Genomic DNA, 18,019 nt, shown 5'->3' on the forward strand with positions numbered 1-18,019 from the left:
CATAATCACACGTTATGACCAACCCCCGGATCGATCCCCCGTTCATCGCCGGCGAGCGCGAGATGCTCGACTCCTGGCTCGACTGGCACCGCGAGACGCTGGCGATCAAGTGCGCCGGCCTGACCGACGACCAACTGCGCGAACGGTCCGCGGCGCCGTCCACGCTGTCACTGCTGGGCCTGGTACGCCACCTGGCCGACGTGGAGCGCGGCTGGTTCCGCCGGCACCTCATGGGCGAGGACGCCCCGCGCCTGCACTCCACCGACGGCCGCCCTGACGACGTCTTCGACGACATCGCCACGATGACCGGCGAGCAGGCGCTGGCCGCCTGGCGCGCCGAGGTCGCCCATGCCCGCGAGGTGTCGGCCGGGCTCCCGCTCGACACGATCGGCAAGGGCCTGCGGCACGGCGAGGAGGTGTCACTCCGGTGGATCATGGTGCACATGATCGAGGAGTACGCCCGCCACAACGGCCACGCCGACCTGCTGCGCGAGCGGATCGACGGGGCGACGGGCGACTGACCTCAGCCGGAGAGCCTGATCGGGTTGACCAGGTCGGCGTAGACGAGCAGCCCCGCCATGACGATCATGACCATGGCGAGCGCGTAGGTCAGCGGCAGCACCTTGGCGATGTCGACGTAGCCGGGCTCCGGCCGCCGCATCACGCGGGCGTAGCCGCGCTTGACGCCCTCCCACAGGCCGCCGGCGATGTGGCCGCCGTCGAGCGGCAGCAGCGGGATCAGGTTGAACATGCCGATCGCCAGGTTGAACCCGGCCAGCAGGTTGACCAGCTGGAAGAGCTTGTCCTTGACCGGCAGCTCCGAGGCGGCGATCTCACCGCCGATGCGCCCGGCGCCGACGACGCCGATGGGCCCGTTGGGGTCGCGCTCCTCGCCAGAGAAGGCCGCCTGCCACACGCCGACCATCCGCTGCGGCAGGTTGACCAGCGACTCGGCCACGTGGCCGGTCAGCGTGGCCATGTAGCCGATCACGGTGCCGACGCTCTGCTGCTCGTAGACCTTGGTGGCCATGACGCCGAGGAAACCCTCGCCCTTGGTCCTGGCCGTGGGGTCGTCGACGGCCGCCCTGGTGATGAGCGTGACGTCGAGGGTCATCGGCTTGCCGTCGCGGACGATGCCGATCGTGACCGGACCGGCGCCGTGCTTCCTGATCTTCTGGGTGGCCTCTTCCCAGGTGCTGACCTTGACGCCGTTGAAGGCGACGATCCTGTCGCCGGCCTTCATGCCCGCCTTGGCGGCGGGCGTCGGCTGGTCGCCCGCCGCGCAGACCGTGCGGGTCTGGCCGTGCGGGATGACACAGGCGTTGGTGTCGGGCGAGACCACGGGCGACAGACCGGGCAGGCCGATGCCGACGAGCAGGATCGTGAACAGCACGAAGGCCAGCACGAAGTTCATCAGCGGGCCGCCGAACATGATGATGACCTTCTGCCACCACTTCTTGCGGTAGAAGACGCGGTCGTCGTCGCCGGGGCCCACCTCCTCCTGCGCCACGTCCCGCGCGGTGTCGATGAGGCCCTGGAACGGCCCGGTCGAGGATCTGCGCAGCTTGGTGGGGTCGTCGCCGGGGCGGGGCGGCAGCATGCCGATCATGCGGATGTAGCCGCCGAACGGGATCCACTTGATCCCGTACTCCGTCTCGCCCTTTCTCTTCGACCACAACGTGCCGCCGAAGCCCACCATGTACTGCGTCACCCTGACGCCGAACAGCTTGGCGGGAACGAGGTGGCCGATCTCGTGCAGGGCGATGGAGGCCATCAGCCCCAGCACGAAGATGACGATCCCCGCGATGTAGAGCCAGATCATCTACGCGCGCTCCGTGGCTGAGAAGAAGGTCCGACAAGCCCAGAGTAGTCGAACAATCCAATGCTGAACGGCTTGCGCGTCCTTTGTGAAAGCGTGGCGCCACGTTGACACTGCGCAGCCGTCCGATCACTCTAGGGGATGTGTCGCTTCGGATCCTGGTCGCCGAGCACCGTCCGCTGGTGCGCAGGGGCCTGGTCGCCTCGCTCGAGGCGGAGCCCGACCTGCAGGTCGTGGCCCAGGTCGGCAGCAGTACGGAGATCGTCCCCGCGGCGCTGCGGCACCAGCCTCAGGCCGCCGTCGTCGACCTCGGCCTGCCCGGCCTCGACGGGCTCGGCGGGCTCGGCGCCACCGCGCTGCTGCGCGAGCACGCGCCCGGCTGCCGGGTGCTGATCCTGTCCGCCCAGCCCAACCCTGGCCAGGTACGGCGGGCCTTCGAGGCGCGCGCGTCCGGCTTCATGGGCCTCGACGTGGCGCCCGAGGTGCTGGCCGCGGGCCTGCGGGCGATGGCCGAGGGGCGCAGGGCCGTCGACACCGAGCTGGCACTGGCGGCGCTGGAGTCGGCCGCCAACCCGCTGACCCCGCGCGAGCGCGAGGTGCTGCGCGTCGCGGCGGGCGGGGCGCGCTCCACGGAGATCGCCGACCAGCTGTTCCTGTCGGTGGGCACGGTCCGCAACCACCTGTCGCGCATCATGTGCAAGACGGGTGCCCGCAACAGGCTCGACGCGGTGCGCATCGCCAGCGACTCCGGCTGGCTGTAACGCGGACCGCCCCCACGCCGTCCCACGCTCCGGCCATGCCGTCGGCGGGCCCGCTTCAGCCGGCCCAGCCCTGTGAACCGCCTACCGCCACCGAACCCTGCGAACCGCGGCCGAGCCCCGGCGGAACCGCGCCGCTCCTGCCGGGGCTCGGGGCTCAGGGGCGCTCGGTGGCGCCCCTGCCGGCCGTGACCGCCCCTTGAGGGTCTCAGGCCCGCTCCCTTGCCAGACAGTGACTCAGCTCACGATCTGACCGTGTCATTCGTCACGGCCGCCAGATGAGCACCAGCGCGCAGTCGTCGTTGTGGCCGGAGGCCATCGAGCTGACCAGCGCCCTGGCGCCGTCACCGAAACCCGAGGGCAGCAGCCGCTCGGCCTCGCCCAGCAGCCTGTCGAGGCCCGCGTCGATGTCGCGGCCCGGCTGCTCGATGAGGCCGTCGGTGTAGAGCATGAGGGCGTCGCCCTTGCGCAGCACCCCGCTGTCGGGCTCGCAGTGCAGGTCGGGCACGACTCCGAGGACCACGCCCTTGGCCGCGGCGATCTCCCAGGTGCCGGTGCCGGAGTCGAGCTTGACCACGGGAGGGTGACCGGCCGAGGTGATCGTGTACTCGCCGGTGGCCAGGTCGAGGCGCAGGTGGACGGCGGTGACGAAGCCCTCGTCGCCGCGCTGGCGGTGGAGGTAGCCGTTGCAGGCGGGCAGGAAGTCGTCGACCGAGCCGAGCAGCCCGCCGAACGTGCCCGACAGCAGCAGCGCTCTGGTGCCGGCGTCGACGCCCTTGCCTGACACGTCGACCAGGGCGATGTCGACCTTGTCGCCGTCGCGCGTGGAGACCAGGAAGTCGCCGCCGAAGGAGGAGCCGCCCGCCTGTTTGAGCACCACCTTGGCGCCCCACTCCTTGGGCAGCGCGGGCAGCTCGCTCTGGCTCTTGAGCCGGTCGCGCAGCTCCAGCAGCATGGCGTCGCCGCGCAGCCCCTGCACGCCCAGTTTGCCCCTGGTGCGCGCCATGAGCACGGCCAGGACCGTGGTGAAGCCGATGGTCACCATGAGCCCGAGCCCGATGCTGTTGACGCCCAGGACCGCTCCAATGTAGGCGAGCGAGGCCAGGACGGAGACCAGCAGGATCGCCAGGCTGCGCAGCCGTAGCTGCAGGCCGCCGATGAGCGTGATGAGGATGAACAGGGACGGCGAGAACCACTCCATCGAGACACGGGCGGCCAGCCCGCCGACGGTCAGGGTCAGCACCGACAGTGTGATGAGCAGGTTGCGGTCGCGGGCCAGCGGCCCTCTCCGGAGGAATCTGACGAGGGGCACCAGACCGGGCACCTTTACCAGCACCGCACGCAGCCGAGGCGGGATCTGCGGCACCGGACGTGAATTCATGATGCGCCTGACTGTAGCGTTCTCTCCCTCATTTGGGCAGCCCACTTGACCAAGACCTTGATCATTTACCATGGATATTGGGTGGCCGTCCGGCTTTGCCCGCTCCTACCGTGGACGGATGACCTATCCGATCCGCCCCATCTCGGAAGACGAGTGGCCCCAGTTCAGCGGCGTGCTCGTCGAGGCCTTCAACTGGACGCCCCCTCCCGCCCAGGCCGAACGCTGGAAGGCCAACACCGAGTTCGACCGGACACTGGCCGCCTTCGACGGCGACCTCATCGCGGGCGTCACCGGCGTCCACAGTCTCTCGATGGCCGTGCCGGGCGGCACGCTGCCGGTGGCGGGGGTGACCGCGGTCAGCGTCCTGCCCTCCCACCGCCGCCGCGGCATCCTCTCGCAGCTCATGCGCCGGCAGCTCGCCGACGTACGTGAGCGGGGCGAGGCCGTGGCCGCGCTCTACGCCTCCGAGGCGGTCATCTACGGCCGGTTCGGCTACGGCAGAGCGTCCGACAACCTGGCGATCGGCATCCCCACGCACCGCTCGGCCTTCGCCGCGTCCGCCCCGTCCGATCCCTCGCTAAGGATCCGCGTCGTCACGCCCGCCGACGTCAGGCCGGTCCTGGAGGAGCTGTTCGCCTCCGTCGTGGCGGAACGGCCCGGCCGCTACGCGCGCAACGAGCACTTCTGGAACCACATGCTGGCCGACGAGGAGTTCGACCAGAACGGCGCCGGCAGGCTGCGCGCGATCCTGGTGGAGGACGCCGACAAGGCACGCGGCTACGCGCTGTTCCGCGTCAAGGGGGGCTGGGCCGACAACGGCGGGCCCGACGGCGAGCTGCAGCTGCGCGAGCTGCACGCCACCGACCCCGCGGCGCACGCGCTGCTGTGGCGCTCGGTGCTCGACCGCGACCTGGTCACCAAGGTCACGGCCGACGTCCCGGTCGACGACCCGATCACCCAGCTGCTGGCCGACGTCCGCCAGCTCAACGCGCGCTGGGGCGACGAGCTCTGGGTCAGGCTGGTCTCGGTGGACGCCGCGCTGGCCGCCCGCGCGTACGCCGCGCCGGTGGACGTGGTGATCGAGGTGGCCGACGACGTCTGCCCGTGGAACGCCGGCCGCTGGCGCCTCACCGCGGACACCGGCTCGGCCTCCTGCAAGCCCACCGACGAGGCGCCCGACCTGTCGCTGCCGGTGGCCGCGCTGGGCGGGGCCTACCTGGGGGCCGGCTCGCTCGCGGCTCAGCACGCGGCGGGCCTGCTGACCGAGCACTCGGCGGGCGCGGTCCGGGCGCTGGCCACCGCGCTGTCGTGGTCGCCCGCCCCGTGGGCGGGCCTGGTGTTCTGACCGGCAGTAAACACCCGGAGAGCGGGCGGGCGGCCGGGGGCAGCTCGGGTCGGTCGGGTCGGCTTGATGGGGTACGGCAGGCACGGCCGGCCGCCACCGCGGGCACGGGGCGGGCCTCCCTCCAGGGGCACGCTCCTCGAGCGCGCGGGGCCGGCCGCCGCCACGGACGGGCCGGGGGCGGGTTACAGTCACAGGTATGGCGCTGCAGAGTTTGCAGATCACGGCGATCACCGCGATGCGGGCCAGGGACGTCTCCAGGCCCTCGCAGGAGCAGCAGGAGGCCGCCGACCGGCGACCCTTGCGCGACGAGACCCCCCGGCGCGAACCGCGCCGCAAGCAGTAACCCCCGGCGCACGGCCGCCCCTTTCGCCCGCAAGCCCTTGCCGGGAACCTCGCGCGCGACCTTCTTCTGGCGGATGCCGCGAGACCGCGCGAGCGGGCGCCCCGGCGTGCCTGCGCTCTTCGGGAGCGAATATGCCTGCGCTCTTCGGGAGCCCACGCGCCTGCGCTCCGGGAGCGAACGTGCCTGCGCATTTCGGTAGAGAACCTATGGCGCGGGATCTGGCGAGCGGATGCCCAACCCGCGCGACGAGGCCACGGCGAGCGGGTGTCCGCTCGCCGTGGAGGCGCGGGCGGTCGGGCCCCGGCGCCTGGCGGGCTGCTACGGCAGCGGCGGCAACTGGCCGATGGTCTCGTAGGAGGCCAGCTGGGCGATGCGGCGGCTGTGGCGCTCGGCGCCGGAGAACGGTGTGTCGAGGAACACCTCGACGAACCCGGTCGCCTCCTCCTCGGAGTGCATGCGGGCGCCGACGCTGATGACGTTGGCGTTGTTGTGCTCGCGGGCGAGCCGCGCCGTCTCCTCGCTCCAGGCCAGCGCGGCACGGATGCCGCGCACCTTGTTGGCCGCGATCTGCTCACCGTTGCCGGAGCCGCCGATCACGATGCCCAGGCTGCCGGGGTCGCCCGCGACCCCCTCGGCGGCGCGCAGCACGAACGCGGGGTAGTCGTCCTCGGCGTCGTAGACGAAAGGACCGCAGTCGGTCACCTCGTGCCCTTGGTCCTTCAACCAGGTCACCAGGTGGTTCTTCAGCTCATAGCCGGCATGGTCGGCACCGATGTAGACACGCACGGGACCAGTCTGGCAGGTTCGCAAGGCGCGCTCCACGCCGGTCCCACGCTAGAGTAAGAGGCTCTTGCCCCACTCAGCCCTTACAGGAGTACAGCGCCCATGCGTGAGATCCGGTACATCGGCGATCCCGTCCTGCGCACCCCGGCCGAACCCGTCGTCGACTTCGACAGGGAGCTGAGGAAGCTGATCGACGAGATGTTCGAGGCGATGTACGCGGCCGAAGGCGTGGGCCTGGCCGGACCCCAGATCGGCGTGTCGCGCCGGCTGTTCGTCTACGACTGCAGCGGGCGCAAGGGGCACCTGATCAACCCCACGCTGACGATCGACGACGCCGAGCCGGTGCTCGACGAGGAGGGCTGCCTGTCGGTTCCCGGGCGCGACACCGGCAGGCCGCTGTACGCGGCCACTCCGCGGGCGGCGGGCGTGAGCATCGAGGGCGTCGACAGGCTCGGCCGCACCGTGCGGCTCAAGGCGCGCGGCTTGCTGGCACGCTGCTTCCAGCACGAGACCGACCACCTGGACGGCACGCTCTACGTCGACCGGCTGCCGAAGAGCGAGGCCCGCAAGATCCTCCAGCGCACACCCTGACGCCGGACCGATCGCCTAGGTTGGCCGCATGGGAGTACTCAGCGGCAAGGGGGCGGTCGTCACCGGAGGGTCCAGGGGCATCGGCAGGGCAATCGTCGAGCGTCTGGCCAGGGACGGCGCTCAGGTGGTCTTCAGCTACCGCAGCCAGGCGGAGGCGGCCGAGCGGGTCGCCGCCGCCACGGGGGCGCATGCCGTACAGGCGGACCTGGCGGGCAAGGAGGATCTGGAGCGGCTGTTCGCCGCGGCCGAGGCGATCCTGCCGGGGCTGGACATCCTGGTCAACAACGCCGCGACCGGCGGTCCCCGGTCCATCGCCGACACCACCGACGACGACTACGAGCACGTCATGGCGGTCAACGCCAGGGCGGTGTTCATCGCGATGCGCTGGGCGGCCAGGACGATGCGCGACGGCGGCAGGATCATCAACATCTCCACCCTCAACACGGCGCTGGCGGTGCCCGGCGTCGCCGTGTACGCCGCGAGCAAAGCGGCGGTCGAGCGGTTCGCCATGGTGGCCGCCCGCGAGCTCGGCGGGCGCGGGATCACCGTCAACAGCGTCTCTCCCGGCGCGGTCGACACCGAGCTGCTGCGTTCCACCAACCCGCCGGAGGCGCTGGAGCGCATGCCCGAGCTCACCGCGCTCGGGCGGATCGGCCGGCCGGCCGACATCGCCGACGTGGTGGCCTTCCTCGCCGGGCCGGACGGCAGGTGGCTGACCGGCCAGAACCTGCGCGCGACGGGCGGCCTGCTGCTGTGACGCGGCTCAGAGCTGGAGCGACTTGATTTCGAAGTACTCCTCGAGCCCGTGCTCGCCCAGCTCCCTGCCGATGCCGGAGTGCTTGTAGCCGCCGAAGGGCGCCTGCGGGTTGAACTGGCCGCCGTTGATCGACACCTGGCCGGTGCGCAGCCGCCTGGCCACCGCGACGGCCCGTTCCTGCGTGCCCGCCCACACGGCGCCGGCCAGGCCGTAGCGGGTGCCGTCGGCGATCTGCACGGCCTGCTCCTCGGTGGTGTAGGGGATGATCGACAGGACCGGACCGAAGATCTCCTCCTGCTCGATCGTCATCCCCGGCTCCACGCCGGCGAAGATGGTCGGCTCGACGTAGTAGCCGCGCTCCAGGGGGCGCTCGGTGCCGCCGATGATGAGGCGGGCGCCCTCCTCCTGCCCCGTGTTGATGTAGCGGACCACGCGGTCGCGCTGGGCGGCCGAGACCAGCGGGCCGATCCTGGTGGCCCCGTCGAAGGGGTCGCCGACGGTGTACTTGCGGGCGGCCTCGACGGCCAGGCCCACCGCCTGGTCGTACTGGTCGCGATGGACGATCATCCGCGACCACGCCGAGCACGTCTGCCCGGCGTTGACGAAGGCGTTGGCGACGCCCGCCTTGACGGCGACGGCCAGGTCGGCGTCGGGCAGGATCAGGTTGGCCGACTTGCCGCCGAGCTCCAGCGCGACCCGCTTGACGCTCTCGGCCGCCAGCGCGGCCACGCGGCGGCCCGCCTTCGTGGACCCGGTGAAGGAGACCATGTCGACCTCGGGGTGGGTGACCAGCGCCTCGCCGACCACCGGGCCCCTGCCGCTGAGCAGGTTGAACACGCCGCGCGGCAGGCCGATCTCGTCGAAGATCTCGGCCAGCGCGTAGGCGGCCAGCGGGGCCACCTCGCTCGGCTTGAGCACGACCGTGCAGCCGGCCGCCAGCGCGGGCGCGACCTTGCAGATGATCTGGTGGAGCGGGTAGTTCCACGGCGTGATCGCGGCCACCACGCCGGCGGGCTCCTTGACCACGAGCGAGTTGCCGATCCTGCTCTCGCGGGGGTGGCTCTCGGCCAGCTGCGCGTAGGAGGCCAGCACGCCCGCGGGCATCAACGTCTGCACCTTCAGCGCGAAGCCGTACGGCGCGCCCATGTCGGTGGCGATCGTCCTGGCGACGCTCTCGGCGCGCTCCTGCAGCAGGCCGGCGGCCGCGGCCAGCAGCTTGCCGCGCTCGGCGGGCGCGGTGGCCGACCAGTCGGGGAAGGCGGCGCGGGCGAACAGGACCGCGGCCTCTGCGTCATCCGGTGCGCCGGCCGGAACGGTATCGATCGTCTCCTCTGTCGCGGGGTTGACGACGTCGATTCCTTCTCCCGAGACCGAGGCCGTCCAGGCCCCGTTGATATAGAGATGACGCATGTCCCCCATCCTTGCGTGCCGAAGGTCACAAAGCGAGAACCTTGACTCCCCTGAGAGTACGGCTTAGCGCGCAGAGTTAGGGGGACATGTCGGAGATCTCGTGACTAGTCGAAGACGGGCCGCTTGGTGCGGGTCCGCTTGAGCTCGAAGAAGTCCTCGAAGCCGGCGACAGCGCGGACGCCGTCCCAGAGCCTGCCCGCGTCCTCGCCCCGCAGGATCTTCGTCAGGACGGGCCCGAAGAAGGCCACGCCCTCGACCTGGATGACGGGGGTGCCGACCTCCTGGCCCACCAGGTCCATGCCGCGGAAGTGCGACTCCCTGATGGCCTCGTCGTAGTCACCGGAGTCCATCGCGTCGGCCACCTCCCTGTCGAGGCCCGCGGCCTCCAGGGCGTCGACGAGCGTGTCCCTGATGGTGGGGCCCTCCTTGGGCCGGCCCTCGTTGTGGAAGCGGGTGCCGAGCTCGGTGTACAGCGGACCCACCACGTGCTGGCCGTACTTCTCCGCGGCGGCCGCCACGACCCGGACGGGGCCGATCGCCGCGGCGATCATCTGGCGGTACTCGTCGGGGATGTCCTTGTCCTCGTTGAGGACGTTCAGGCTCATGATGTGCCAGCGGGGTTCGATCGGCCGGACCTTCTCGACTTCCAGCAACCAGCGGGAAGTGATCCAAGCGAAGGGACAGAACGGGTCGAACCAGAGGTCTACAGGGGTTCGTTCAGCCATGGTGGGGGTTCCCTCAGTCGTGATGACCTTGCCGTCGGCCATAACCTGAGTGAGAGTCAGGACTATTCCTGACGTGACAGGATTCAGACATAACCCCAAAGATGTGGTGAAGAGGAGCGGATCTTGGCAGGCAACCTGACCCGTGACGAAGCTCGCGAGCGGGCCCGGCTGTTGAAGGTCGAGTCGTACGACGTCAAACTCGACCTGACGGAGGGTGAGGAGCGGTTCGAGAGCGTCACGACCGTTCGCTTCTCCGCCGCGGAACCAGGCGCGACGACGTTCATCGACCTGCACGGCGCCCACCTGCGCTCGGTCGAACTCAACGGCGTGGCGCTCGACGTGTCCGCCTACGACGCCGACAAGGGACGCTTCCCGCTGTCCGGCTTGGCCGCCGACAACGAGCTGACGATCGACGCCGACTGCGCCTACATGCGTACGGGCGAGGGTCTGCACCGGTTCGTCGACCCCGTGGACCAGAAGGTCTACCTGCACACGCAGTTCGAGACGGCCGACGCGCACCGCATGTACGCCTGCTTCGACCAGCCCGACCTGAAGGCGGCCTTCGAGCTGACCGTGCTGGCCCCGGCCGACTGGGAGGTCGTCTCCAACAGCGCCGCCGACTCCGTCGAGGAGCTGGAGGAGCACAAGGGCCGCCACGGCACGATGCGGGCGGCCAGGCGCCATCACTTCGCGCCCACCGCGCGCATCTCCACCTACATCACCGCGCTGGTGGCCGGCGGCTACCACAAGGTGACCTCCGAGCACGACGGCATCCCGCTGGGCATCTACTGCCGCGCCTCGCTGGCCGAGCACCTCGACCCGGACAACATCTTCGAGGTCACCCGTCAGGGCTTCGACTTCTTCCACAAGGTCTTCGGCGTCCGCTACCCGTTCGGCAAGTACGACCAGCTGTTCGTCCCGGAGTTCAACGCGGGCGCGATGGAGAACGCCGGCTGCGTGACCTTCCTGGAGGACTACGTCTTCCGCTCCCGCGTCACCGACGCCATCATCGAGCGCCGCGCGGAGACGATCCTGCACGAGATGGCGCACATGTGGTTCGGCGACCTGGTCACCATGCGCTGGTGGGACGACCTGTGGCTGAACGAGTCGTTCGCCACCTACGCCTCCGTGCTGTGCCAGTCGGAGGCCACCCGCTGGGGCAACGGCGCGTGGACCACGTTCGCGAACGTGGAGAAGGCCTGGGCCTACCGCCAGGACCAGCTGCCCTCCACCCACCCGATCGCCGCCGACATCCCCGACATGCAGGCGGTCGAGGTCAACTTCGACGGCATCACCTACGCCAAGGGCGCCTCGGTGCTCAAGCAGCTGGTGGCCTACGTCGGCCTCGACAACTTCCTGGCCGGCGTCCGCGACTACTTCTCCGAGCACGCCTGGGGCAACACCGAGCTCAAGGACCTGCTCACCGCGCTGGAGCGGACCAGCGGCCGCGACCTGTCGTCGTGGTCGAAGGAGTGGCTGGAGACCTCCTGGGTCAACACGCTGCGCCCCTCGTTCGAGGTGGACGCCGAGGGCCGCTTCACCCGCTTCGAGGTGCTGCAGGAGGCGCCGGCCGAGTACCCGACGCTGCGGTCGCACCGCGTCGCGATCGGCCTGTACTCCCTGGTCGACGGCGAGCTGACCAGGACCAGGCGGGTCGAGCTCGACGTGGTCGGCGCGCGCACGGCCGTCGCCGAGCTGGTCGGCGAGGTCCAGCCCGACCTGGTGCTCGTCAACGACGACGACCTCACCTACGCCAAGGTGCGGCTCGACGAGCGCTCCCTGGCCACGCTGGTCGACGGTGGCATCACGCGCTTCACCGAGTCGCTGCCGCGCGCGCTGTGCTGGTCGGCGGCCTGGGACATGACGCGTGACGCCGAGATGGCCACCCGCGACTACGTCAAGCTGGTCATCTCCGGCATCTCGACCGTCAAGGACATCACGGTCGTGCAGACCGTGCTGCGCCAGGCCCGCCAGGCCGTGCAGCAGTACGCCGACCCGGCCTGGCAGGCCGAGGGCCTGGCCCAGCTCGCCGCGGCGCTGAAGTCGTGGATCGCCTCGGCCGAGGCCGGTTCCGACCACCAGCTCGCCTACGTCAACGCCTTCTGCGCGGTGGCCACCTCGAGCGAGGACCTGGTCTTCGTCAAGGGCATCCTGGACGGCACGTCGGTGCCCGAGGGCCTGGCCGTCGACGCCGACCTGCGCTGGACGCTGACGCACGCGCTGGTCAGCGGCGGCGTGCTCGGCGCGGCCGACATCGAGGCGGAGCTGCAGCGCGACGCCACCGCCTCGGGCGAGCGCTCGGCCGCCCTGTGCAAGGCGGCCATCCCGACCGCCGAGGCCAAGGCGGAGGCGTGGGCGGCGATCACCGGCGGCAAGCTGGCCAACGCGATCTTCAGGACGACGATCGCCGGGTTCCAGGACCCGCACCATGTGGAGCTGCTCGCGCCGTACAAGGAGAAGTACTTCGCCGAGGTCGGGCGGATCTACGACGAGTGGACGTTCGACATGGCGCAGAGCTTCTCCGTGGGGTGCTTCCCCTCGCTGCTGATCGAGCAGGGGACGGTCCAGGCGGCCGACGACTACCTCGCCTCGTCCGGCGCTCCCCAGGCGCTGCGCAGGATGGTCATGGAGGGTGCCGACGGCGTGAGCCGCGCCCTGCGGGCCCGCGCCAAGGACGCCTCCGCGCGCGGCTGACCGGCCGCGCGGCCGCCCCTGCGGGGCGGCTGACATGAGGCACCCGCCGATGTGACGGGCGCCCCTCGGCTCTCGAGGGGCGCCCGGTCGCGTTTCACGGGCGGGGTCAGCGGTAGGAGCCGTCCTGGATGTCGGCGACCGCGCCGGGGCGCTCGGGCGTCCAGCCGAGCGTGTCGCGCGCGGCCTGACCGGCGACGGACTGGTCGAGCGCCAGGGCGTCGGCGAACAGCCGGCCGAGCTCCGCACCGGCCTGCTCCAGCGGCCAGCTCTCGGGCGCGGCGGTGAGCCCGGCCGCGCGTCCCGCGGCGGCGGCCAGATCCGTGACGGGCACCGCGTTCTCGGTCACGCCGTGCCAGAGCGTCCCGGGGTCCGCCTTCTCGACCACCAGCGCGAACAGGTCGGCGAGGTCGTCGACGTGCACCATCGGCCAGCGCACCGACTCGTCGCCGACGAACCTGGGCGCGCCGTGCTTGGCGGCGAGGCTCACCAGCAGGGCGGGGATGCCGCCGCCGCGGCCGTGCACGATGCCGGGACGGATCACGGTGGCGCGTACGCCGTCGGCCGCGGCCGCGAGCACCTGGCGCTCGATGTCCGGGCGGTAGCCCACGATCGGCAGCGGGTTGACCGGCGTCCGCTCGTCGGCGGTCCCGGCCCCGGTCGCGCCGAGCACCCACACGCCGCTGGTGTAGACGAAGGCCCGCCCGGTACCGCGCAGCGGCTCGGTCAGGGCGGTGATCGCGGCGGCGTCGACGGCGGCGTCACCGGTGGGTCCGGCCAGGTTGATCACGGCGTCGATGTCGGGCGTCACGGCCGCGGTGAGCGAGGCGGGATCCGTCATGTCGCCGACGCGGCGCTCGTTCCCCCGCCCGGACCCCACGGAAGTGGGGCGGGTGAGCTCGACGATCTCGTGGCCCCGCTCCGCCAGCCGCTCGGAGACGGCCGTGCCCAGGTAGCCGCTCGCACCGATGATCAGAACACGCATGTCGACCTCCATCAAAAATTTCGATGTCGAAAACTTAAGGCTCGACCCTCGCCACTGTCAAACGCTTCGATGTGGAAATGTTAGGCTGCGGAAACCCCGACAAGGATGTGAGCCATGAGCGAGAGCGCCCCAGAGGACGAGGTGGACGTGATCATCCAGGAGTGGCGGCAGGCCAGGCCCGACCTCGACGCCTCCCCCATAGGCGTCGTGGGGCGGCTGTCACGAGCCTCGCGGCTGCTCGAACGCGGCGTCAAGGACCTCTTCGAGGAGCACGGCCTGCAGCCCTGGGAGTTCGACGTGCTGGCCACGCTGCTGCGCTCCGGCCCGCCGTACCTGCTCTGCGCGGGCGACCTGAGCGCGGCGGCGATGGTGAGCTCCGCGGCCCTCACCAACCGGGTCGACCACCTCGTGGCCAAGGGCCTGGTCCACCGCGAGGTCGACCCCGCGCACCGGCGCCGCGTGCTGATCTCGCTGACCGATCAGGGTTTCGCCGTGGTCAACGAGGTCGTCGAGCACCACATCGCCAACGAGAACCGCCTGCTGTCCGGCCTGACCGCGGCCGACCGCGACCACCTGACCGTGCTGCTGCGCCGCCTGCTCGTCTCCCTCGGCGACACGGGCCGCGCCACCGGCTGACCACTCACGTCGCCCCCACCGGCGGCTCCTTCTGACCACCGCCTCTCCGCAGCGGCGCCCTTCCCCTTGGAGGGCGCCGCTCTGGTTCGACGGCATCTGGTGGGGTATGCGGCGTCCGTTCCCGGTGCGACGTCCCACCCCCTCGCTCGTTTCCCGGATGCCGCGGGACCTGCGGTGTTAGCCTCGACTGGTGCTCGAACCCGGGACCAGACTCAGCGGCCGCTACCGTCTGCTGTCCAGGCTGGGTGGTGGCGGCATGGGCGAGGTCTGGCGTGCCGACGACGACGTGCTCGGCCGTACCGTCGCGGTGAAGGTCCTCCTGCCGGCGCTCATGGAGGACCCGCGCTTCGCCCAGCGCTTCCAGAACGAGGCCAGGGCGATGGCCACGCTCACCCACCCCGGCGTGGTCGACGTCTACGACTACGGCACCTGCGAGCTCGGCGACGGGCGCCGGGTGAGCTTCCTGGTGATGGAGTACGTCGACGGCGAGTCGCTCGACCGGCTGCTGCGCCGCTCGGCGCTCACGGCCGACGAGACCATGCGGCTGGTCGCCGAGGTGGCCGACGCCCTGGCCGCGGCCCACGAGCGCGGCATCGTGCACCGCGACGTCAAGCCCGCCAACCTGATGATCAAGGCGGACGGCAGCGTCACCCTCACCGACTTCGGCATCGCCCACTCCGCCTCAGGCGGCCAGCTGACCGCGACCGGCACCGTGATGTGCTCTGCCGGCTACTGCGCTCCCGAGCAGGCCTCGGCGGGCGACATCACCCCCGCCGTCGACGTCTACGCCCTCGGCGTGGTGGCCTACCAGTGCCTGACCGGCAGGCTGCCCTTCGACGGCGAGACCCCCGTCCAGATCATCTTCAAGCACCTCAGGGCCGCCGTGCCGCCGCTGCCCGACGACGTGCCTCCCGCGTCGCGCGCGCTGGTCATGTGGGCGCTGGAGAAGGACCCGGCCATGCGCTGGGCCTGCGCCACCGACATGGCCGCCGCCGCCAGGCACGCCGCCGCCCACCCGATGGATGACCTCAGCCCGGTCAGCGGCCGGGGCCAGGACGCCGAGCCCGCGGCGCCACCCGCGGACGCGGCGGCGCCGGGAGCCGTCGGCCCCGGTGCCGAGCCCGGTGCCGAGCCCGGCGCCGACCTCCGCACGCTCCCCGCCAGCCGGCCGCGCCGCGGTCGCCGGCGGGCGCTGGTGATAACGGGCGCCACCCTGGCCGCCCTCGCCGCGGCGGTGGCGGCCGTCGGGTGGACATGGTTCCGGCAGCCGGTCCCCGCGGGCGGGGTGCGGCAGGAGCTGCCCGTGGCCGAGCCGGTCGGGGGACGCACGATCCAGGCCCGGGTGCCGAGCAAGCAGGAGCCCGGCCGGGTGCCCCCGGTCGGCGGCAAGGTCAGGCCCACGCCCAGCCCCGACCAGGCGGCCACCGCGCCACCGCCCTCGTCCGTGCCGAGCGTCCCCGTCACACCGCCGGTCACGCCGCCCGCCGAGCCGACCCGCGAGCCGACCGCCGCGCCGACGCAGGAGCCGACGAAGCCCGCCGAGCCGCAGGAGCCCACCACCGAGCCGACCGTCGACCCGCCCACACCGGACCCGCAGACCGGGCCGGGCGGCGACATCCAGTGCATCAAGGCGCCCTGTCCCTGACGGCGTCGCCGCACACCGGCGGCCGGGCCCGGTTTGATGACGGCCACGGCGGTGGTGTTGGGTGGATGGCGTGGGTCCCCGACCCTCCGGATCCTGTCATCCGCCGACCCCATGAGAGAGTGATCACGTGGAAACGACTCGTGATCTGCTCGTCGCGCTGGCCAATCGTTACGCGTTCGCCGACCTCGGCGCGCTGGCCCCGACCGAGGAGATCGCCGAGGTCTGCGAGTTCGGCCAGCGCCTGCTCTCGCTGGACGCCGAGGACTTCGCGGTGGGCGCGCCCGCCGTACCGAGCGATCTGCGCCGCAGGGCGCGCGACTGCCACATGCCGCAGACCCCGCGCGAGCAGCCGAGGGGCGCGCTCGACTCGCTGCGCCCCGCGTACGGCCTGCTGCTGGAGGTCGTCGCCATCAGGTGGTTCCGCCGCGAGCTGAGCCCGATGATCGCCGCCGTGCACATCACCAGCGAGTACCTGCCGCTGCTGGCCTTCGAATCGCAGCTGGGTCACGCGGGCGACCCCGCGCGCTGGCCGGAGGGGCTGACCGTGCCCGGCAGCAGGTTCGGGGTGATCGGCGACAGGGAGTGCGACCACACCAAGTCGGAGCAGTCGGCCACCAACCGCACGCTGCGGGTGGCGGGCGAACCGCCGGAGGGCTGGCGCGCCTACTTCGACCGGCAGCACAGCCAGGTGGCCGGCGCGCTGGCCGTGTGCGTGGCCACCTGCCGCAACCCGTGCTCGGCGATGGACTGGATCGATCCGAAGGCGAAGGAGGACCTGCACGTGCGGGCCCGCACCGCGCTGGCGTTCGCCGAGACCCCGCTGGTACGGCTGCGCCACGCCGCTCCCGTCGGTCACGGCTTCGGCGTCCCCTCCCCGGAGGAGGTGCTCGACGCGTGGGAGCGCAGCCGCCTGGCCCTGGACAAGAACGAGGTGGGCGCCCGCGCGCTGGTCGACGACGGCTTCCCGATCCCCGGGCTGCCGTCGCTCGTCTCCGCCATCGCGGGAACACCGCTGGAGCCGTCCACGCTCCTGCGCGACGTGAGCGCGCACGTGGCCGGCCTGCTCAGGGCCTGCGACGATCTGGCATGATCCACGATCATGTGGAACTTCTCGTCTGACGCCGCCGAGTACGCCGCGCACGCCGAGACCTTCCTGAAGGCGGACCCGGCGGCCAACACCGTTCCGCTCACCGTCCTGGCGGGGACGCGCATGGGCATGTGGGGCGATCGGCACCTGTTCGGGTGGTGGAGCGAGGACGGCGAGGTCAGCGGGGCGATGTTCCGTACCGCTCCGCACCCCCTCTACCTGGCGCGCATGCCGCTGGCCGCGGTGCCGCCGCTGGCCCGGGAGCTGCGCGCACGCGGCGTCGAGACGCCGGAGGTGTCCGGGCCCGCCGACCTGGTCGACGCCTTCCTCGACGCCTCCGGAGCCACCGAGCGCGCCCCCCGCCGCAACGAGCGGCTCTACCGGCTCGGCACGCTGGCCGTCCCGGAGGTGACCGGTCACGGGCGCCGCGCCACCCTGGGCGACTTCCCCCTGGTGGTGAACTGGTACGAGGCCTTCGCCGTCGAGGCGGGCCTGCGCGTCGGCGACGACCTGGCCGAGCGCACCCACCGTCGCATCGAGCAGGGCGACATGCTGCTCTGGATCGACGGCGACGTGCCCGTCTCGTTCGCGGGCATCTCGCCGGAGGCGGCGGGAATGTGCAGGATCGGGCCCGTCTACACGCCACCGTCGAGCCGCCGCCGCGGGTACGGCTCCGCCGTCACCGCCTACGCCAGCCAGGTGGCGCTCGCCGAGCGGTGCACGATGACCGTGCTGTTCACCGACCTGAGCAACCCCACCAGCAACGCCATCTACCAGAGCATCGGCTACGAGCCGGTGTCCGACTACGCCTTCGTCGTGCTCGACCCCGTACGCTAGAGCCATGCCGCGTTACGACTTCCGCTGCCGCGCCTGCGGTTCCACGTTCGAGCTCACCCGCCCGATGTCGGCCTCCGGCGACCCCGCGGCCTGCCCCGAGGGCCACACCGACACGGTCAAGCTGCTGTCCACGGTCGCCGTGACCGGCGGCGCCACCGCACCCTCGGGTGGCGGCGGCGGGTGCTGCGGCGGCGGCTGCTGCTCCTGACCGCTCTCGGCCGCCCGC

The 18,019-nt window shown here is 71.6% G+C and carries 18 protein-coding genes; 12 read left to right on the plus strand and 6 right to left on the minus strand.

Annotated elements, in window-relative coordinates:
* Positions 1-14: 14 nt before the first annotated feature.
* The gene (locus tag ACWEVS_RS38500; protein WP_354914874.1) at positions 15-521 is read left to right on the plus strand and encodes a DinB family protein; all 507 of its coding nucleotides are present in this window, start codon (positions 15-17) and stop codon (positions 519-521) included.
* 2 nt (positions 522-523) lie between these two features.
* Here ACWEVS_RS38500 and ACWEVS_RS38505 read toward each other — a convergent pair whose 3' ends face one another.
* Positions 524-1,822, minus strand: a complete 1,299-nt coding sequence (locus tag ACWEVS_RS38505) for a M50 family metallopeptidase (RefSeq protein WP_449919649.1) — start codon at positions 1,820-1,822, stop codon at positions 524-526.
* Positions 1,823-1,962: 140 nt separating this feature from the next.
* Between ACWEVS_RS38505 and ACWEVS_RS38510 the strand changes: the two genes are divergently transcribed.
* Complete coding sequence (locus tag ACWEVS_RS38510; RefSeq protein WP_452555682.1) at positions 1,963-2,580, plus strand: response regulator transcription factor; 618 nt, start codon at positions 1,963-1,965, stop codon at positions 2,578-2,580.
* Between the two features lie 262 nt (positions 2,581-2,842).
* Here the strand turns inward: ACWEVS_RS38510 and ACWEVS_RS38515 are convergent, their stop codons facing one another.
* Complete coding sequence (locus tag ACWEVS_RS38515) at positions 2,843-3,958, minus strand: PP2C family protein-serine/threonine phosphatase (RefSeq protein WP_354914878.1); 1,116 nt, start codon at positions 3,956-3,958, stop codon at positions 2,843-2,845.
* Between the two features lie 118 nt (positions 3,959-4,076).
* Here ACWEVS_RS38515 and ACWEVS_RS38520 point away from each other — a divergent pair, with 118 nt between their 5' ends.
* Positions 4,077-5,303, plus strand: a complete 1,227-nt coding sequence (locus ACWEVS_RS38520; protein WP_452555684.1) for a GNAT family N-acetyltransferase — start codon at positions 4,077-4,079, stop codon at positions 5,301-5,303.
* Positions 5,304-5,499: 196 nt separating this feature from the next.
* A complete protein-coding gene (locus ACWEVS_RS38525; RefSeq protein ID WP_354914882.1) occupies positions 5,500-5,646 on the plus strand; it encodes a hypothetical protein in 147 nt (48 codons plus the stop codon).
* Between the two features lie 318 nt (positions 5,647-5,964).
* Here the strand turns inward: ACWEVS_RS38525 and ACWEVS_RS38530 are convergent, their stop codons facing one another.
* Positions 5,965-6,432, minus strand: a complete 468-nt coding sequence (locus ACWEVS_RS38530; RefSeq protein ID WP_354914884.1) for a ribose-5-phosphate isomerase — start codon at positions 6,430-6,432, stop codon at positions 5,965-5,967.
* 99 nt (positions 6,433-6,531) lie between these two features.
* Between ACWEVS_RS38530 and def the strand changes: the two genes are divergently transcribed.
* Both def and ACWEVS_RS38540 read left to right on the plus strand, forming a co-directional pair.
* Positions 6,532-7,020, plus strand: coding sequence for a peptide deformylase (gene def / locus ACWEVS_RS38535; RefSeq protein WP_449919639.1), 489 nt, complete (start codon positions 6,532-6,534; stop codon positions 7,018-7,020).
* A 28-nt stretch (positions 7,021-7,048) separates the two neighbouring features.
* Positions 7,049-7,777 (plus strand): SDR family oxidoreductase, encoded by a 729-nt coding sequence (locus ACWEVS_RS38540; protein WP_452555687.1) that lies wholly within the window; start codon positions 7,049-7,051, stop codon positions 7,775-7,777.
* 6 nt (positions 7,778-7,783) lie between these two features.
* On the opposite strand, the gene ACWEVS_RS38545 is transcribed toward ACWEVS_RS38540, so the two are convergent.
* Together ACWEVS_RS38545 and ACWEVS_RS38550 are read right to left on the minus strand one after the other, a co-directional pair.
* On the minus strand, positions 7,784-9,187 hold the full coding sequence (locus tag ACWEVS_RS38545) for an aldehyde dehydrogenase family protein (protein ID WP_452414569.1): 1,404 nt from the start codon (positions 9,185-9,187) through the stop codon (positions 7,784-7,786).
* 104 nt (positions 9,188-9,291) lie between these two features.
* Positions 9,292-9,912 (minus strand): mycothiol-dependent nitroreductase Rv2466c family protein, encoded by a 621-nt coding sequence (locus ACWEVS_RS38550; RefSeq protein ID WP_449919631.1) that lies wholly within the window; start codon positions 9,910-9,912, stop codon positions 9,292-9,294.
* 123 nt (positions 9,913-10,035) lie between these two features.
* Here ACWEVS_RS38550 and pepN point away from each other — a divergent pair, with 123 nt between their 5' ends.
* Positions 10,036-12,606, plus strand: coding sequence for an aminopeptidase N (pepN, locus tag ACWEVS_RS38555; protein WP_449919628.1), 2,571 nt, complete (start codon positions 10,036-10,038; stop codon positions 12,604-12,606).
* Between the two features lie 106 nt (positions 12,607-12,712).
* Here pepN and ACWEVS_RS38560 read toward each other — a convergent pair whose 3' ends face one another.
* A complete protein-coding gene (locus ACWEVS_RS38560) occupies positions 12,713-13,588 on the minus strand; it encodes an NAD-dependent epimerase/dehydratase family protein (RefSeq protein ID WP_452555690.1) in 876 nt (291 codons plus the stop codon).
* A 114-nt stretch (positions 13,589-13,702) separates the two neighbouring features.
* On the opposite strand from ACWEVS_RS38560, the gene ACWEVS_RS38565 reads away from it, so the two are divergent.
* The 5 genes from ACWEVS_RS38565 to ACWEVS_RS38585 all read left to right on the plus strand — a co-directional run bounded on the left by ACWEVS_RS38565 (position 13,703) and on the right by ACWEVS_RS38585 (position 18,001).
* Positions 13,703-14,224, plus strand: a complete 522-nt coding sequence (locus ACWEVS_RS38565; protein WP_449919622.1) for a MarR family winged helix-turn-helix transcriptional regulator — start codon at positions 13,703-13,705, stop codon at positions 14,222-14,224.
* Positions 14,225-14,414: 190 nt separating this feature from the next.
* Positions 14,415-15,869 carry a serine/threonine-protein kinase gene (locus ACWEVS_RS38570; RefSeq protein ID WP_452555692.1) on the plus strand — a complete coding sequence of 485 codons (1,455 nt, stop codon included), beginning with the start codon at positions 14,415-14,417 and terminating at the stop codon, positions 15,867-15,869.
* A gap of 127 nt (positions 15,870-15,996) precedes the next feature.
* Entirely contained in the window at positions 15,997-16,959 is a 963-nt protein-coding gene (locus ACWEVS_RS38575; RefSeq protein ID WP_452555694.1) for a hypothetical protein, read from the plus strand.
* A gap of 9 nt (positions 16,960-16,968) precedes the next feature.
* Entirely contained in the window at positions 16,969-17,793 is an 825-nt protein-coding gene (locus tag ACWEVS_RS38580) for a GNAT family N-acetyltransferase (RefSeq protein ID WP_452555696.1), read from the plus strand.
* Positions 17,794-17,797: 4 nt separating this feature from the next.
* On the plus strand, positions 17,798-18,001 hold the full coding sequence (locus ACWEVS_RS38585) for an FmdB family zinc ribbon protein (RefSeq protein WP_354914905.1): 204 nt from the start codon (positions 17,798-17,800) through the stop codon (positions 17,999-18,001).
* Positions 18,002-18,019: the final 18 nt, after the last annotated feature.

The sequence above is a fragment of the Nonomuraea sp. NPDC003754 genome (assembly GCF_053605785.1).

Coding starts and splice junctions, on each gene's coding strand:
- ACWEVS_RS38560 (WP_452555690.1), bottom strand. CDS start 13,588: ATGCGTGTTCTGATCATCGGTGCGAGCGGCTACCTGGGCACGGCCGTC.
- def (WP_449919639.1), top strand. CDS start 6,532: ATGCGTGAGATCCGGTACATCGGCGATCCCGTCCTGCGCACCCCGGCC.
- ACWEVS_RS38500 (WP_354914874.1), top strand. CDS start 15: ATGACCAACCCCCGGATCGATCCCCCGTTCATCGCCGGCGAGCGCGAG.
- ACWEVS_RS38540 (WP_452555687.1), top strand. CDS start 7,049: ATGGGAGTACTCAGCGGCAAGGGGGCGGTCGTCACCGGAGGGTCCAGG.
- ACWEVS_RS38545 (WP_452414569.1), bottom strand. CDS start 9,187: ATGCGTCATCTCTATATCAACGGGGCCTGGACGGCCTCGGTCTCGGGA.
- ACWEVS_RS38565 (WP_449919622.1), top strand. CDS start 13,703: ATGAGCGAGAGCGCCCCAGAGGACGAGGTGGACGTGATCATCCAGGAG.
- ACWEVS_RS38520 (WP_452555684.1), top strand. CDS start 4,077: ATGACCTATCCGATCCGCCCCATCTCGGAAGACGAGTGGCCCCAGTTC.
- ACWEVS_RS38525 (WP_354914882.1), top strand. CDS start 5,500: ATGGCGCTGCAGAGTTTGCAGATCACGGCGATCACCGCGATGCGGGCC.
- ACWEVS_RS38505 (WP_449919649.1), bottom strand. CDS start 1,822: ATGATCTGGCTCTACATCGCGGGGATCGTCATCTTCGTGCTGGGGCTG.
- ACWEVS_RS38580 (WP_452555696.1), top strand. CDS start 16,969: ATGTGGAACTTCTCGTCTGACGCCGCCGAGTACGCCGCGCACGCCGAG.
- ACWEVS_RS38550 (WP_449919631.1), bottom strand. CDS start 9,912: ATGGCTGAACGAACCCCTGTAGACCTCTGGTTCGACCCGTTCTGTCCC.
- ACWEVS_RS38515 (WP_354914878.1), bottom strand. CDS start 3,958: ATGAATTCACGTCCGGTGCCGCAGATCCCGCCTCGGCTGCGTGCGGTG.
- ACWEVS_RS38585 (WP_354914905.1), top strand. CDS start 17,798: ATGCCGCGTTACGACTTCCGCTGCCGCGCCTGCGGTTCCACGTTCGAG.